The organism is Streptomyces sp. NPDC017936 (assembly GCF_044328485.1).
Lineage (GTDB): Bacteria > Actinomycetota > Actinomycetes > Streptomycetales > Streptomycetaceae > Streptomyces.
In genome coordinates this window covers 441,516-454,836 of sequence record NZ_JBIRHK010000007.1, presented here as the reverse complement: position 1 = coordinate 454,836, position 13,321 = coordinate 441,516, and the positions used below count along the sequence as shown (strand labels likewise).

Annotated in this window: 11 protein-coding genes; 3 read left to right on the top strand and 8 right to left on the bottom strand. The window is 72.5% G+C overall.

Features of this window, described 5'->3' with window-relative positions:
- Together ACH4F6_RS17840 and ACH4F6_RS17835 are read right to left on the bottom strand one after the other, a co-directional pair.
- Window positions 1–527 (bottom strand): alcohol dehydrogenase catalytic domain-containing protein (locus ACH4F6_RS17840; protein ID WP_397961117.1); only part of this gene is annotated, 527 nt, incomplete at its 3' end.
- Between the two features lie 307 nt (window positions 528–834).
- A complete protein-coding gene (locus ACH4F6_RS17835; RefSeq protein ID WP_397961115.1) occupies window positions 835–1,950 on the bottom strand; it encodes a hypothetical protein in 1,116 nt (371 codons plus the stop codon).
- A gap of 357 nt (window positions 1,951–2,307) precedes the next feature.
- Between ACH4F6_RS17835 and ACH4F6_RS17830 the strand changes: the two genes are divergently transcribed.
- Window positions 2,308–2,598, top strand: coding sequence for a hypothetical protein (locus ACH4F6_RS17830; RefSeq protein WP_397961113.1), 291 nt, complete (start codon window positions 2,308–2,310; stop codon window positions 2,596–2,598).
- Window positions 2,599–2,910: 312 nt separating this feature from the next.
- Here ACH4F6_RS17830 and ACH4F6_RS17825 read toward each other — a convergent pair whose 3' ends face one another.
- The 4 genes from ACH4F6_RS17825 to ACH4F6_RS17810 form a co-directional block, all read right to left on the bottom strand.
- Window positions 2,911–3,249 carry an XRE family transcriptional regulator gene (locus tag ACH4F6_RS17825; RefSeq protein ID WP_397961111.1) on the bottom strand — a complete coding sequence of 113 codons (339 nt, stop codon included), beginning with the start codon at window positions 3,247–3,249 and terminating at the stop codon, window positions 2,911–2,913.
- 247 nt (window positions 3,250–3,496) lie between these two features.
- A complete protein-coding gene (locus tag ACH4F6_RS17820; RefSeq protein WP_397961109.1) occupies window positions 3,497–3,865 on the bottom strand; it encodes a VOC family protein in 369 nt (122 codons plus the stop codon).
- A gap of 85 nt (window positions 3,866–3,950) precedes the next feature.
- On the bottom strand, window positions 3,951–5,675 hold the full coding sequence (locus tag ACH4F6_RS17815) for a DUF2264 domain-containing protein (protein WP_397961107.1): 1,725 nt from the start codon (window positions 5,673–5,675) through the stop codon (window positions 3,951–3,953).
- A 158-nt stretch (window positions 5,676–5,833) separates the two neighbouring features.
- Complete coding sequence (locus tag ACH4F6_RS17810) at window positions 5,834–6,880, bottom strand: rhamnogalacturonan acetylesterase (protein WP_397961105.1); 1,047 nt, start codon at window positions 6,878–6,880, stop codon at window positions 5,834–5,836.
- A gap of 185 nt (window positions 6,881–7,065) precedes the next feature.
- Between ACH4F6_RS17810 and ACH4F6_RS17805 the strand changes: the two genes are divergently transcribed.
- On the top strand, window positions 7,066–8,757 hold the full coding sequence (locus ACH4F6_RS17805; protein ID WP_397961102.1) for a rhamnogalacturonan lyase B N-terminal domain-containing protein: 1,692 nt from the start codon (window positions 7,066–7,068) through the stop codon (window positions 8,755–8,757).
- 57 nt (window positions 8,758–8,814) lie between these two features.
- Here ACH4F6_RS17805 and ACH4F6_RS17800 read toward each other — a convergent pair whose 3' ends face one another.
- The gene (locus ACH4F6_RS17800; protein ID WP_397961100.1) at window positions 8,815–10,227 is read right to left on the bottom strand and encodes an RICIN domain-containing protein; all 1,413 of its coding nucleotides are present in this window, start codon (window positions 10,225–10,227) and stop codon (window positions 8,815–8,817) included.
- A gap of 368 nt (window positions 10,228–10,595) precedes the next feature.
- On the opposite strand from ACH4F6_RS17800, the gene mmuM reads away from it, so the two are divergent.
- Complete coding sequence (gene mmuM / locus ACH4F6_RS17795) at window positions 10,596–11,534, top strand: homocysteine S-methyltransferase (RefSeq protein WP_397961098.1); 939 nt, start codon at window positions 10,596–10,598, stop codon at window positions 11,532–11,534.
- A 61-nt stretch (window positions 11,535–11,595) separates the two neighbouring features.
- Here mmuM and ACH4F6_RS17790 read toward each other — a convergent pair whose 3' ends face one another.
- On the bottom strand, window positions 11,596–13,236 hold the full coding sequence (locus ACH4F6_RS17790; RefSeq protein WP_397961096.1) for a carboxylesterase/lipase family protein: 1,641 nt from the start codon (window positions 13,234–13,236) through the stop codon (window positions 11,596–11,598).
- Window positions 13,237–13,321: the final 85 nt, after the last annotated feature.

Sequence of the window (13,321 nt, the reverse complement as noted above, 5' to 3'; positions counted from 1 at the left end):
TTGACGTGGGCCATCTCGGTGGCGTGATAGCCGGTGGGGAAGATGTCGGCGAGCATCACGTAGTCGGTCTGCCGCCCGGCGGCGTCCTCGCCCAGACGCAGCGCGTTGAAGTCGCCGTAGGGCACGCGCAGCAGTTCCGCCTGGCCGCCCTGGTAGGGGCCCATCTCGGCGAATCCGTAGGCGGCTCCGGCGAGGTCCGGTTCCGGCTGCATGGTCAGGCAGTAGTTGGTCAGGCCCTGCTCGCACTGCTTGCAGAAGCCGCAGGCGATGTTGAAGGGCAGGACCACGTACTCGCCGACCTGGACCTTGCGGACGGCTGAGCCGACCTCCACGACCTGGCCCAGGTTCTCGTGTCCCAGGGTGCGGCCGGACTCGAACGAGGTGCGGCCCTCATACATGTGCAGGTCCGAACCGCAGATGTTGGTGGAGGTGATCTTGACGATGATGTCGCAGGGGTGTTCGATCTTCGCGTCCGGTACGTCCTTCACCGTGACCGTTCGCGGTCCTTCATATACCGCTGCTTTCATGATGACTTCCCTCGGTGTCACGGCATGACCGCGGCACGGCGATGATGAGACGGCGCACAGAGCCCGGCTCTCGGAAGTGCTACGACGGAGTCCGTGGCTCCGGCACGCCTCTGCGGGCCGCTCACCCGGATCAGGTGGAACGGTGGTTTGGGCCGTCGGCCCGCCAGGCGGAGCTCGGCGCTCCGCCGGCATACGGTGCGGGTCCCCGTCGGCCTCCCACGCGAAACAACCCTTCACCGATCGATCAGCCGACTTTCCGTACCGGACGGCCACCGGTCAAGGACACATCTCCGGGTCTGGTCACCAGCTAGTCACCGTCGTCCTCGATCATGCGGCGACGTTCCTGTTCGCGCTTGGAATAGGCGGCTGCCCGGATCGCCTCGTCGCTCTCCAAGCCCGATCCCAGCGCGCCGCCCACCGTGGCGATCGAGGCGACGAACCAGGACAGCGTCCAGTACTCCGCGGCATGCAGCGGGGTTCGTGTCATGGAGGCGAAGACTTTGTCGTTGAGGATGAAGAGTGCCCACACCAGGTTGATGACCAGCAAACCCGCGTAGCAGACGACCACCCCGATGCCCAGGGTCGCGACCGTGGACGCGTTGTAGAGAGCGGTCCTCTTCCTCTCCTCCGGCGAGTCATCCGCTGATCGACGCCACAGGTGCGCGTCCACGATCAGCCAGCCGATCATGAGCACGACGGACCCGACCATGGCGATCACAAGGCGCGGCGTGCTCAGCGCCTCGGACAGACTCCAGAGGGTGGAGTTCACGGTGGCGATGGCGCCCGTGGCGAGGGCGGCCGCCAGGGCCTTGGACAGACCCGGCACCAACCGCCACGGCTGGTTGGCGCGGACCATACCGCCGAGCACTCTCAGGTAACCGCCCGGCCCGCTGACGACGTACCGCAGATCGGCGGTCTCCTCCTCACCGATCGGGCCCGGGTGAATCGGCGCAAGACGACTGACGAAGCGTCCCATCGACTGACGCCGGCGAGGTTCCCCGGACCCAGTGGCGTGATGACTCGCCAAGCTGAGCACGGCCTCCTCCACCGCCCGCAGGGCCCTTCTGCGAAACCGCAGACCCCCCAGCGACGGAAGGGACAGCAGTGCCAAGCCGTGCTCATGACTCAGATCCACCACGAGCTTGCGCCCGTGCGCGTGCAGCGGAAGATCGGTGAGGGCGACGACGATGTCCCAATGCTCCGCACGCCTGCGGTCCATGATCCGGTGCGTCAACGTGGACAGGTCCTCGGTCCCCGCGGTGAACGGCTCACTGGCCACCTCGACGTCGAACCGTCGCCCCTCGCCCGACTTGTCGGCGAGACGAGCAGGAAGTACCCGTGCCATGTGCTGCGCGATCTCTGTGGGCGCGTCCGGATCCGCCAGGAGAGCCACGACCGTAACGCCCTGCGACGACTCCCGCATGACCGGACCCTCCTCGTCGGCTGCCCCGGCGCTCACCAGTGCTCCCAGGATGCCTCTGAGGCGACAACGGCGCCCCCTGACACGCTGCCCCCGTCGGCGGGCAAACCGGGACCGGCTCCGCCACGGCGGTTGATCACCGAACAACGGAAGGGCCGGCCGAGACGGGCCGTCTCAGTTCCCGTCTCGTTCAGCACCGTGCAGGGCCGTTCAGGCGGGACTGCTCACCGCCTCAGAGGTGGTGGCCAACCGCCCATGGACCCAGGTGAACACGCCTGCACGACACCCTGTGAGGCGCCGACAGACTTGGAAGGCGTGCACCCCGACACCTGATGGGCCCCGAGTGCGCGATGCTTGGGCATGGCCCTTGAACCCAGCCTTGCTCCGTCGGTGACGACCCATGTCAGTACGGTGGCCGATGGGATCACCAGAGCCTTCACGTGGGAGGAAGGCGCACGTATCGAGGTCCGCAACCTGGGCGGAGAGATCGTGATCGAGGCCAACGCTGCGGGGTTGAAGACTCTGGCCAGCCACCTGCTCACACTTGCCCAGGACGGCACACCGGACGGGACTCATCTCCACCTGGAGGAGAACAACGGACTCGAAGAGGGGTCCGTGAGCCTGGTCCTGGAGAGATGCGACGACGAATGACTCGTGCCGGACGCGTGCCGGATTCTGCGGAGACTTACGGGAAACAGCGGGGACTCGGCCACGGGTCCGGAGAGGCTGAAGTACCGTCCGGCCGCAGGTCAGTGGGGTGGTTGCCCCCCCCCAGAAGACCCAAGCTTCCCAAGCAGAGAGCGCGAGTTCGGTTCTCGTCACCTGCTCCACGAAGAAGGCCCAGGTCTCGGACCTGGGCCTTCTTCGTCGCCGAGGGCTCTCCCTGCCCACGCGGGTGCTTCCACGGCTTCTGGAACGCGTCGAAGAGCTGTCCGTGCCGGGCGGGCTGGAGCGGCGGCCGGCTCAGGCCACGGTGTACTCCGCGTCCCCGAGGTCCGCGACCACGCGCAGCCGGCCTCCGAGTGCTTCCCCATGGGCCCGGAGCGTGGCCACCTCGGCCCGGTCCAGCTCGCCGTGCTCGATCGCGGAGACACGAGGTGCCGAGACTCCCATGGATGCGGCGACCTGGCGCTGGGTCAACGCCTGTTCGCGTCGGACCTCCGCGAGTTTGTGGGCGCGCACCTCCGCGGTCAGCCTGTCCATGGCCGCCTGCTTCTCCTGAGCCGAACGCACCGGCAGCCCGGCGGCCTCGCGTCGCTCGCGCGCCTTGCGCTCGGTCTCCTCCCAGCCGACCGTGCTCATTCGTACTCCCCGGTCTCGAGATCGGTCACATGCGCCCGGTAGCGCTCCTCGGCGATCAGGATGGTGACGTCGTACCGACGCTGCCGGTTTCCGGCCTTGTCGCCGGCCACCGGCCGGCCGCGTCACCCACCTGTCCGGACAGCACATCCAGCCATGCTGCTCGGCTCCACCGCTGTTGTGGTGGAAGATCCGCTCTTGGTCGCTGCTCGGTGCATGCGGGCGCGCGCACCTCGCCCCCGTGCCGTCCTCACCGCCCGCGCTCCCCCGCGCTCCGCTCGACGCAGAACTCGTTGCCCTCCGGGTCCGTGAGGACCGCCCAGCCCGTTCCGTCGGGGTTGCGGCGGTCGTCGACCAGGGTCGCGCCGAGGGCGAGGAGGCGTTCGACCTCCTCGTCGCGGGTGCGGTCCTGCGGCTGGAGGTCGAAGTGGAGGCGGTTCTTGCTGGTCTTTCCCTCCGGGACGGTGACGAAGAGCAGGCCCGCGCCCTCGATCAGCGCCTCCTCGTCACCCGGCTCGTCGTCCTCGTGGAGGGGCTGTCCGAGGACCTCGGCCCAGAAGCCGGCGAGGGCGTAGGCGTCGGAACAGTCGATCGTCACGTGGCGGATCGTGGAAGTCATGCCGGGGATTCTCGTGGACGGCCGCACACCGGGCAACGAGGTTGTACCGGACGCGCAAGCCCGTTCCGGTCCCGCCCCCGTCCGGTCACCCGTCCGCCGCGACGGCGCCGCACTCGCCGGCCTCCGAGCTCCCGACGTCCACGGCGTCCCCCGGCAGGCGCACCCGGACCACGGTCCCGTCCGGCCAGCGGACGTGGACCGCGTCCGGCCCCTCCACCCGCACGGACACGCTCTCCTCGAGGGGGACGGGGTCCGGTTCGACGGTGAGCCGGGCGAGGGCGACGAACAGGCCGCCGCCGTCGCCGGTCGCCCCCGTGAGGGCGTCGTCCAGACCGAAGGCGGGCACCGCCTCGGCCCGTGCGCTCTCCGTCGCCGCCCACCCGGTCACCCGCACCGGCGTTCCCGGCCGTGTCCCCGTCACCCGGTGGATCCGCACCTCCGCCGCCCCGCGCGCCAGCACCACGCTGGTCACCCGCGCTCCCCCGCCCGCCGTGTGCCGGGACGCCGCCCAGCCGTCCCCTGCCCCCAGCGGTTCGATGCCGGTACGGCCCGGGTCGCCCCCGACGATCACGCTGTTGTCGTACGACGGCGAGGGCGCCGTCACCGTCGAGTACGCGAGCCGCGTGTAGTACGGGTCGTAGCGGACGTCCTCGCTGCCGTGGTTGTGGAGGCGGACCAGGCCGTCGGAGCGCGTGGACTGCAGCAGCCAGTTGGGGGCGGCGAGCGGGGTGACCGCGTCCGCGCGCTCCGCGGGGCCCGGCTCCTCCCGCGCCGTCCAGACCTCGTGCCCGGGCGGCAGCAGCAGGCCGAGGAAGCCCTTGCTCGCCCAGTACGGGGACGCCGGGCCCGAGTACCCCTGGAGGACGGCCGGGTCGGGGCCGTGCCAGCCCAGGGTCAGCAGGCCGCGCGCGTCGACCGCGCCCCGCTCCAGGAAGTACTTCAGGGCCCCGGAGGCCAGCCGGCGGGTCTCGCCGGGCGGCAGCGGGGTGTGGCCGGTCAGCGCGCCGAGCCACAGGGGGGCCGTCGTCGCGAACCGGTAGGTGAGGGAGCGGCCCTGGTGCAGGGGGGCTCCGTCGCCGCCGAACAGGCGGGCGTAGTCGGCGAGATGGGCGCGCAGCCGGCCGCCGTAGACGGTCAGCAGCCGGCTGTCGTCCGCGAGCCAGGCGTGCAGGACCGGATAGAGGTGCAGGGCCCAGCCGTTGTAGTAGTCGAAGGCGCGGCCCTCGCCGTCCGTGTACCAGCCGTCGCCGGCGTACCACTGCTCGACGCGTTCCAGGCCCCGGTCGACCGCCCTGCGGGAGGCCTCCGGCTCGTGGCCGACGGACCGGAGGAAGCCGCCGACGGTGACGGGGAACAACTCCCAGTTGCAGGGCCAGGGTTCGGCGGTCAGCGCGTCGCCGAGCCAGGCCGCCGCCCGCTGCCGCACCCCGTCGTCCAGCCGGTCCCACAGCAGCGGGCGGGTCAGGCGCAGCGCCAGGGCGATGGACGCGGCCTCGACCAGGGGCTGGCCGCGGTCCTCGATGCGGGGCCAGACCCCGGACACGCCGGCCGCCAGGCCGTCCGCGTAGCGTCCGAGGGCCGTCTCGTCGCGGCGGAAGGCGGCGAGGAGGAGGGTGCGGGCGTAGCCCTCGAGTCCGTCGGAGAGGCGCCCCGACCAGCTCTCGCGGTCGCCGGGGAGGTGGTAGAGGGCGCGGTCCTCGGTGGCGTACGGCTCCACGGCGGCGAGCAGGGCGTCGGCGGCGGCCTCCCAGTGGGCGCGGGTGTAGCCGGTGCGCGGGCTGAGGTCGGGGTCGGGCGGGGGCAGGTGCATCGGCGTTCCCTCCGTCGGGGCCGGGGCCCGGGCGCGTCCCGTCCCGGGACCGGGGGCGGGCGCGCGGCCGGGCGTCGGGACCGGCGCCCGGGGGCGCCGGTCCCGGTCGGGCGGGGACCTGGGGGCGTCCCGGTTCCGGTCGGGGCGCCCCCAGGGGCTCATCCCACCCGCACCGCGCCCCTGGGCACCAGACGCAGGGCGACGAGTTCGTCACGGACCAGGCCCGCGTACACCGTGGCGCCGTACACCGAGGTGTGGGTGTTGTCCCGCTTCTCGTTGTAGAGGTACAGCGCCTTGGAGCCCTCCACGCCCAGCGACTCCACCAGCGCCTTCGTCTTCGCGGTGAGGTCGATCAGCGGGACGTCCTGCGCCGCGGCGACCGCGCGGACGACCGCCGGGTGGTCGACGCCGAGACCGTTGACCAGCAGGGCCGTGCCGTTGTTCAGCGTGCCGTCGGCGTTGAACCAGCGGCGCACGATCGGGGTGACGAGCACCGGCGTGCCGCCCTTCTCGCGCACGCCCGCCACCAGCGTCTCCAGGTTCGCCCGGTAGGTCGCCTCGTCGGTGGTCTTGTCGTTGTGGGCGAGCTGGATCAGCACCGGGTCGCCGCGGCGGATCCGCGGCTGGACGGTGGCCCACAGCTGCGGGTTCCCCAGGTAGGTGACCGTGCTCTCCCCGGAGTCCGCGTGGTTGGCGACCGAGACGCCCTTGCGCAGGTACTGCGGCAGCTGCTGGCCCCAGCCGGAGTAGGGGTCGCCCGGCTGGTCGCAGACGGTGGAGTCGCCGACCAGGAAGATCTGGCGGGCGTGCCCCGCCGGGGTGACGCGGATGCCGGCGAGGGCGGGGGCCGTACCGCCGAGGACGAGGTCCAGGCCGGGGGTTCCGGCGGCGCCGGTCGGCTCGCCCTCGGGGGTGCGGACGTCCACCGTGAAGCCGCGGGCGACGCGTTCACCGGCCGGGACGGCGGTCTCGGGCAGCAGGGCGCGGCGGGTCTCGCCGCTGATCGCGGTGCTCGACGCCGCCTCGCCGCCGAGGACGACCTGCACGTCGTAGGTGCCGGGCGGGACGTCGAAGTGGCAGACGCCGGCGGTGCAGTGGTCGAGGCCGGGGGCCGGACGGCCGGTGCGGGCCTCGGCGGCGGGTACGGCCGTCAGGGCGGCGGTCAGGGTCAGCGCCGCCAGCACGGCTGGGGTGAAACGTCTCACTGCGGCTCCTCCGTCAGGGCGACCAGTCCTTGCGGCGGGACCGTACCGCCTCCGGCAAGCGCTTTCTAGGTGTCGGACCCATTCCGCGAGATTGCCAACTCCCCACGAGTGAAAGCCCTTTCGCGAAATCGATTCAACTGTCACCCTCTCCCTCACCCGCACACCTCCCAAAGGAGGCACCCCCCATGTCCGGATCCGACAGCCACCGGCCGGTCCGACGCCGCGCCTTCGTGCTCGGCGCCGCCGGCATCACGGCCGCCGCCGGCTCGGCCGCCCTCGCCGGCCCCCTCGCCACCCCCGCGTCCGCCGCGGCCTTCGGCTGGACCGACGACGGCTCGCACTACGTCGTCGACACCGGCGCCCACCTCGTCTTCAAGGTCAGCAAGACCAACGGCGACCTGACCTCACTGGTCTACCGGGGCGTCGAGTACCAGGGCTACGGCGGCATGAACTCGCACATCGAGTCCGGCCTCGGCGCCTCCACCGTCACCCTCCGGCAGTCCGGCTCGACGATCCTGATCTCGGTCGCCTACGGCACGCTCAAGCACTACTACGCGGCCCGCAGCGGCGAGAACAACATCTACCTGTGGACGAACAAGGCCGACGCGTCCGTCTCCGCGACGCGCTACATCGTCCGCGTGAAGAAGGGCCTGTTCCTCAACGACGAGCCCGACTCCTACACGTACACGACCTCCACGATCGAGGCCTCGGACGTCTTCGCGAAGTCCGACGGCCAGACCCGCTCGAAGCACTACGCGAAGCTGCGGGTGACGGACTACACCCACATCGGCTGGACGACCGGGAGCGTCGGCCTGTGGATCGTGCGCAGCAACCACGAGAAGGCCTCCGGCGGACCCTTCTACCGCTCCCTGCTGCGCCACCAGAGCGCGGACGGCGGCGGCCTGTACGAGATCCTGTACTACGGCCAGAACCAGACCGAGGACCAGCGCTTCGGTCTCCAGGGCCCGTACGTCATCGCCTTCACGGACGGCGGCGCGCCCTCCTCGTCGCTGTTCCCGGGCACGCTGACCACGCCCTGGGCGGACTCGCTCGGCATCTCCGGCTACGTAGGCGCGGGCGGGCGGGGCCGGGTCGCCGGTGTCGGCATCAGCGGGCGGAACACCGCGTACCCGTACACGGTGGGGCTCGCCAACTCGGCCGCGCAGTACTGGGGCGCGGCCCGGGCCTCCGACGGCTACTACTCGATCGGCGGGGTGCTGCCGGGGACGTACACGCTGACCGTCTACAAGAGCGAGTTGGCTGTATACAGTACGCAGGTCACCGTCTCCGCGGGATCGACGACCACCCTCAACTCGATCGCCGTCCCGTCCTCCAACGACCCGGACAACGCGAGCGCGATCTGGCGGATCAACGACTGGACCGGCACCCCGAGCGGCTTCAAGAACGCGGACCTGATGACGTACGCGCACCCGTCGGACGTGCGGGCCGCCGCCTGGACCGGCAACGTCGTCATCGGCAGCGGCAGCGAGACCTCCGCCTTCCCCTGCTACCTCTGGAAGGACGTCAACAGCGGTCTGCTCGTCCACTTCCGGCTGACCGCGGCCCAGGCGGCCGCCGCGCACACCCTGCGCATCGGCGTGACGACGGCGTACGCCAACGGCCGGCCCCAGGTCGTCGTCAACGACACCTGGACCTCCGCCGCCCCCTCCCCGCCCGCGCAGCCGGGCACGCGGTCGCTGACCAACGGCTCCTACCGGGGCAACAACCACACGTTCACCTACAGCGTCCCGGCGAGCGCGTGGCTCACGGACACCAGCAAGTACAACGTGCTGAAGATCAACGTGGTGAGCGGTTCCGGGTCGACCGGCTTCCTCAGCGCGGGGACCGCGATCGACGCGATCGACCTGCTGGTCTGACCCCTCGCCCCGGCCGTGCGGTCCGGCCGGGGCGCCGGCCCGTTGCCCGACGGAGCGTCAGCTGCCGCACGTCCACTGCTGGTTCGTCCCGCCGTTGCACGGGTACGTGATGACGGCGGCGGAGTTGGCGGTGGACGCGCCGCTGACGTCGAGGCACTCGCCGGTGGCGCGGGACCTGACGTCGACGTAGCCGCCGGTCGTGGTGAGCGACCACTGCTGGCCGGTGGCCGCGGAGTCGCAGTCCTCCTGGGTGACCGTGCTCGCGTTCTCCTGCACGCACAGCGAGCTGTTGCGGACCACCAGTTGGTGGTGACCGCCGCCGACGGACTTGAACCAGTACTTCTGGTGGGCGCCGCCGTTGCAGTCGTACTGCTTGACCTGCGCGCCCTGCCAGAGGGACTGGCCGGTGACGTCGGCGCACCTGCCGGAGTGCCGGGCGACCAGGGTGGTGTACGCGGCGCTCGTGCCGGTGACGGTGCCGGCGGCGGTGTCGACGGTGATCTCCGGCGACCAGGACAGGGACATCGAGGTCGCGCTCGGGAAGGCCAGCGGCAGCCACACGTACCGCGAGTCGTTGACGGTGCCGCCGAAGGAGTTGCCCCAGCGGTCGCCCAGGTACAGGTACGAGGTGCCCGAGGATCCCTGCACCGGCAGAACGTACGCGGTCTGCGATCCGTACGCCGTCGCGTCACCGACGTTCGTCATCGCGGTCCACGGGCCGGCGAGGCTGGTGGCGGTGGCGTACTGCTGCTGGTTGGGGCTCCAGCCGGTGGCGCCCGAGGTCAGCATGAAGTAGACGCCGCCCCGCTTGAACAGCGCCGGGGCCTCGCGGTGGCCGCCGTGCCAGGGGTCGGCGACCAGGCTCGCGACGCCGGTGTGGTCGGCGGTGAGCCGGTAGATGTGCAGGTCGTAGTTCTCGCGGGCGGCGGAGACCAGGTAGCCGGCGCCGTCGGTGTCGACGAAGACGGTGAGGTCACGGGACATGTGCCGGCCGAGCGGCCGGAAACTGCCCTGCCAGGTGTAGGCGCCGTCGACGGTGTCGGACACGGCGACGGCGGCGCGCGCCTCGCTGTAGTCGGTGCCGTTCTCCTTGTGCATCCACATGACGAACTTGCCGGTGGAGGCGTTGTACATGACCTTCGGGCGCTCGATGTTGGCGGTGGCCAGCTCGGGGGCGCTCGCCTGGGTCAGGACGTGGTTGCGGAACTCCCAGTTCTTCAGGTCGGTGGAGCGGTAGGCGTCCACGTACCGGAAGGTGTTGTCGGCGTTGCGGTGCTCACCGAACCAGTAGTAGGAGGTGCCGACCTTGAGGACTCCGCCGCCGTGGGCGTGCACGGGGTTGCCCGAGGTGTCGGTGAACTGGGTGCCGCCGGCGATCGTCCGGGGCACGGCCCGGGCCGGTCCCGCGGTGGCGAGGGCGCCCGTCAGCGCCAGACAGAGGGCGAGCAGGATCGCGTACGGACGTCTCATGTCACGCGCTTCCCTTCACGGTGTCGGCGACGGGGACGCCGAGGTCGGGGTGTCGTCCGGGGACCGGCCGGAGGTCCGGAGCCGGGTGGGGCGGTGGGGGTCGTCCAGGGGGTCGCCGTCGCGCTCCTCGGGGTGGCTCGGGGCGCGGACGGGGGCCGTCCTCGCCGGAGGTTGTTCGAGATCTCGGACGGCAGGGGGAATGGCGAACGCCGAAAAGGTAAGGGCGTGTCAGGGGCAGGTCAACGGAGGGGGCGGGACTTCGTGAAAGCCCTTTCTCCGGTTGGCCGGCCGAGGCCGGCCCGCTGTCGCCCCGCTCGGTGCGCGGGCGGATCCGGCCCCGGCCCCCGTGGTCGGCTAGCGTCGGGGGCATGACCAGCGACGCCCGTCCCCCGCAGGTCCCGGTTCTGGCCGAGGCGCTCGCCTCGCGGGCCGTCGTCCTCGACGGCGGCCTGTCCAACCAGCTCGAGTCCGCCGGGCACGACCTGAGCGACGCCCTGTGGTCGGCGCGGCTCCTCGCCGAACGGCCCGAGGCGGTCACCGAGGCGCACCTCGCCTACTTCGAGGCGGGCGCCGACGTGGCGATCACCTCCAGCTACCAGGCCACCTTCGAGGGCTTCGCCCGGCGCGGGATCGGCCGCGGGGAGGCGGAGCGGCTGCTCGCGCTGAGCGTGGAGCTGGCCCGGGACGCGGCCCGGCGGGCCCGGGCCGGGGGCGTCACCCGGCCGCTGTGGGTGGCGGCCTCGGCGGGACCGTACGGGGCGATGCTCGCGGACGGCTCCGAGTACCGCGGCCGCTACGGGCTCGGCGTGCGGGAGCTGGAACGCTTCCACCGGCCCCGCCTGGAAGTGCTGGCGGCCGCCGCTCCCGACGTGCTCGCGCTGGAGACCGTCCCCGACGCCGACGAGGCCGAGGCGCTGCTGCGGGCGGTGCGCGGGCTCGGGGTGCCGGCCTGGCTGTCGTACAGCGTCGCCGGCGACCGGACGCGGGCGGGTCAGCCGCTGGAGGAGGCGTTCGCCCTGGCCGCCGACGCGGACGAGGTGATCGCGGTCGGCGTGAACTGCTGCGCCCCCGAGGACGTGGCGGGCGCGGTGGCGAGCGCGGCGCGGGTGACCGGCAAGCCGGTCGTGGCCTACCCCAACAGCGGCGAGGCCTGGGACGCGCGGGCGCGCGCCTGGGACGGCCGCCCCACGTTCGCCCCCGGACAGGTCCTCGGCTGGCGGGACTCGGGCGCCCGGCTGATCGGCGGCTGCTGCCGGGTGGGTCCGGACACGGTGGCGTCGATCGCCCGGACGCTGGCGGCGGCGTGAGGTGACGCCCGGCCGGGACACGTCGGGCGCCGCGGGCGCGTCGAGTCTCCGGTGGCGGCCCTCAGCGGCGGTGGGCTCCGCCGACGCGGCGCAGGCGGCGGACCGCCGCCCGCAGTTCGGTGCCCCGCGGAGGGCGGGCCATGAGCGGGTCCGGGGAGACGGGGACCGCGGGGGCCGTCGGGGCCGGGCCGGCCGGGTCGGCGGTCCTCCACAGCGCCAGCTCGGCATCCCGCGGACCGTATGCCGTGTACGACATCCCGTCGACGTCAGCGTCAGTGTCGCCGAAGACGCGCACCGGATGCGACGCGTTCCACGCCTCCCACCCCGGATCACCGGTCTCCGCGAACCGCACCCACGCCCCGTGCATCGCGTCCGCCAGTTCCTGCGGGGCGCCCTCGCCGGCGAGCTTCGCGGACTCCGGCACGTCCCCGTTGTCGAAGACGAAGCCCAGCTCCAGGGCGTGACACGAGCCGAGGCCGGGCCGCAGCGAAGGCCAGGCGAACTCGTACGCGTACGACGGGCCGGGACGGGTGTCGGCCAGGCGGTGCAGGGGCAGCCGCAGCAGGTGGTCGGTGATCATCTGGCCGACGGTCTCGGCGGTGCCGGCCTCCGGGTGCAGGGCCCGGTAGCCGCGCGGCACCTCGTGGCCGCAGCGGCAGCGGGCCATCGCGCCGGCCAGGGCGACCGCGCCGAGGCGGTCGACGCGTTCCAGCAGGCCGCCCGGCACCAGCCACAGCCGGTGCTCCTCGCGGGTCCAGCCCAGCAGCAGGTCGGCGTCGCGGGCCGCGTCGCCGTCGGCGAGCGCCTCCAGCGGGTCGCGCGGGACGAGGTCCCCGTCGATGACGATGCCGAAGGCGGGCCCGCCCAGCACCGGGCTGCTCAGCCGGCCGATCTCGGCCTGGGTGCGCAGCAGCAGGTCGCGGTCGACGGCCGCGAACGCCTCCGCGGTGGCCGGGATCTTCAGCCGGTTCGCCATCCGGCGGACCATGCGCCGCACCTTGTCCCGTTCGAAGGCCTCCGGTGCTCCGCTCTGCAGGACCGCGCGCCGGAACAGTCCCTGCGCCTGCGGGGCGGCGATGAGGGTGCCGACGCTGATGGCGCCCGCGGACTGCCCGGCCAGGGTGATCCGCGCGGGATCACCGCCGAAGGCGGCGATCGACTCGTGCACCCACCGCAGCGCGGCGAGCTGGTCGCGCAGCCCGGGGTTGGCGGGGGCGTCGGGGAACAGACCGTACCCTTCCACGCCCAGCCGGTGGTTGATCGAGACGAACACGATCCCGTCGCGCGCGAAGTGCCGCCCGTCGTACACGGGCACCGCGGAGGATCCCCTGGTCAGAGCCCCGCCGTGGAACCACACCACGACGGGCAGCCGACCGTCCGGACCGGGCTCGGGCGTCCAGACGTTGAGGTTGAGGCAGTCGTCCCCCGGCACCACCGGGTCGGACAGGTACTGCGCGAAGGCCTCGGAGTACGGCGGTTTCGGCGCCGTCGGCCCGAAGGCGCCCGCGTCACGCACCCCCTCCCAGGGTTCGGGCGGCGCCGGCGGCCGGAACCGGCGCGGTCCGAAGGGGGGCGCCGCGTAGGGGATCCCCCGGAAGACGGCGACGCCGTGCTCGAACCGGCCGCGCACGGCCCCGTACGGCGTGGTGACCACCGGGTCGGCCGCGGGCCGCGTCACGGGGTTCGTCCGGTCCGCCGTCATCTGCCCACCAGCCCTTCACCGCGCTCGTGCACCGGTAACACCAGAGCACCACGGCTACGCCCCGTATTCCGGTGCACGGGCTTCG

Bases quoted from the DNA above. Each gene is read 5' to 3' on its own strand.
- ACH4F6_RS17835 (WP_397961115.1), bottom strand. From the start codon at position 1,950: ATGCGGGAGTCGTCGCAGGGCGTTACGGTCGTGGCTCTCCTGGCGGAT.
- ACH4F6_RS17830 (WP_397961113.1), top strand. From the start codon at position 2,308: ATGGCCCTTGAACCCAGCCTTGCTCCGTCGGTGACGACCCATGTCAGT.
- ACH4F6_RS17825 (WP_397961111.1), bottom strand. From the start codon at position 3,249: ATGAGCACGGTCGGCTGGGAGGAGACCGAGCGCAAGGCGCGCGAGCGA.
- ACH4F6_RS17820 (WP_397961109.1), bottom strand. From the start codon at position 3,865: ATGACTTCCACGATCCGCCACGTGACGATCGACTGTTCCGACGCCTAC.
- ACH4F6_RS17815 (WP_397961107.1), bottom strand. From the start codon at position 5,675: ATGCACCTGCCCCCGCCCGACCCCGACCTCAGCCCGCGCACCGGCTAC.
- ACH4F6_RS17805 (WP_397961102.1), top strand. From the start codon at position 7,066: ATGTCCGGATCCGACAGCCACCGGCCGGTCCGACGCCGCGCCTTCGTG.
- ACH4F6_RS17800 (WP_397961100.1), bottom strand. From the start codon at position 10,227: ATGAGACGTCCGTACGCGATCCTGCTCGCCCTCTGTCTGGCGCTGACG.
- mmuM (WP_397961098.1), top strand. From the start codon at position 10,596: ATGACCAGCGACGCCCGTCCCCCGCAGGTCCCGGTTCTGGCCGAGGCG.
- ACH4F6_RS17790 (WP_397961096.1), bottom strand. From the start codon at position 13,236: ATGACGGCGGACCGGACGAACCCCGTGACGCGGCCCGCGGCCGACCCG.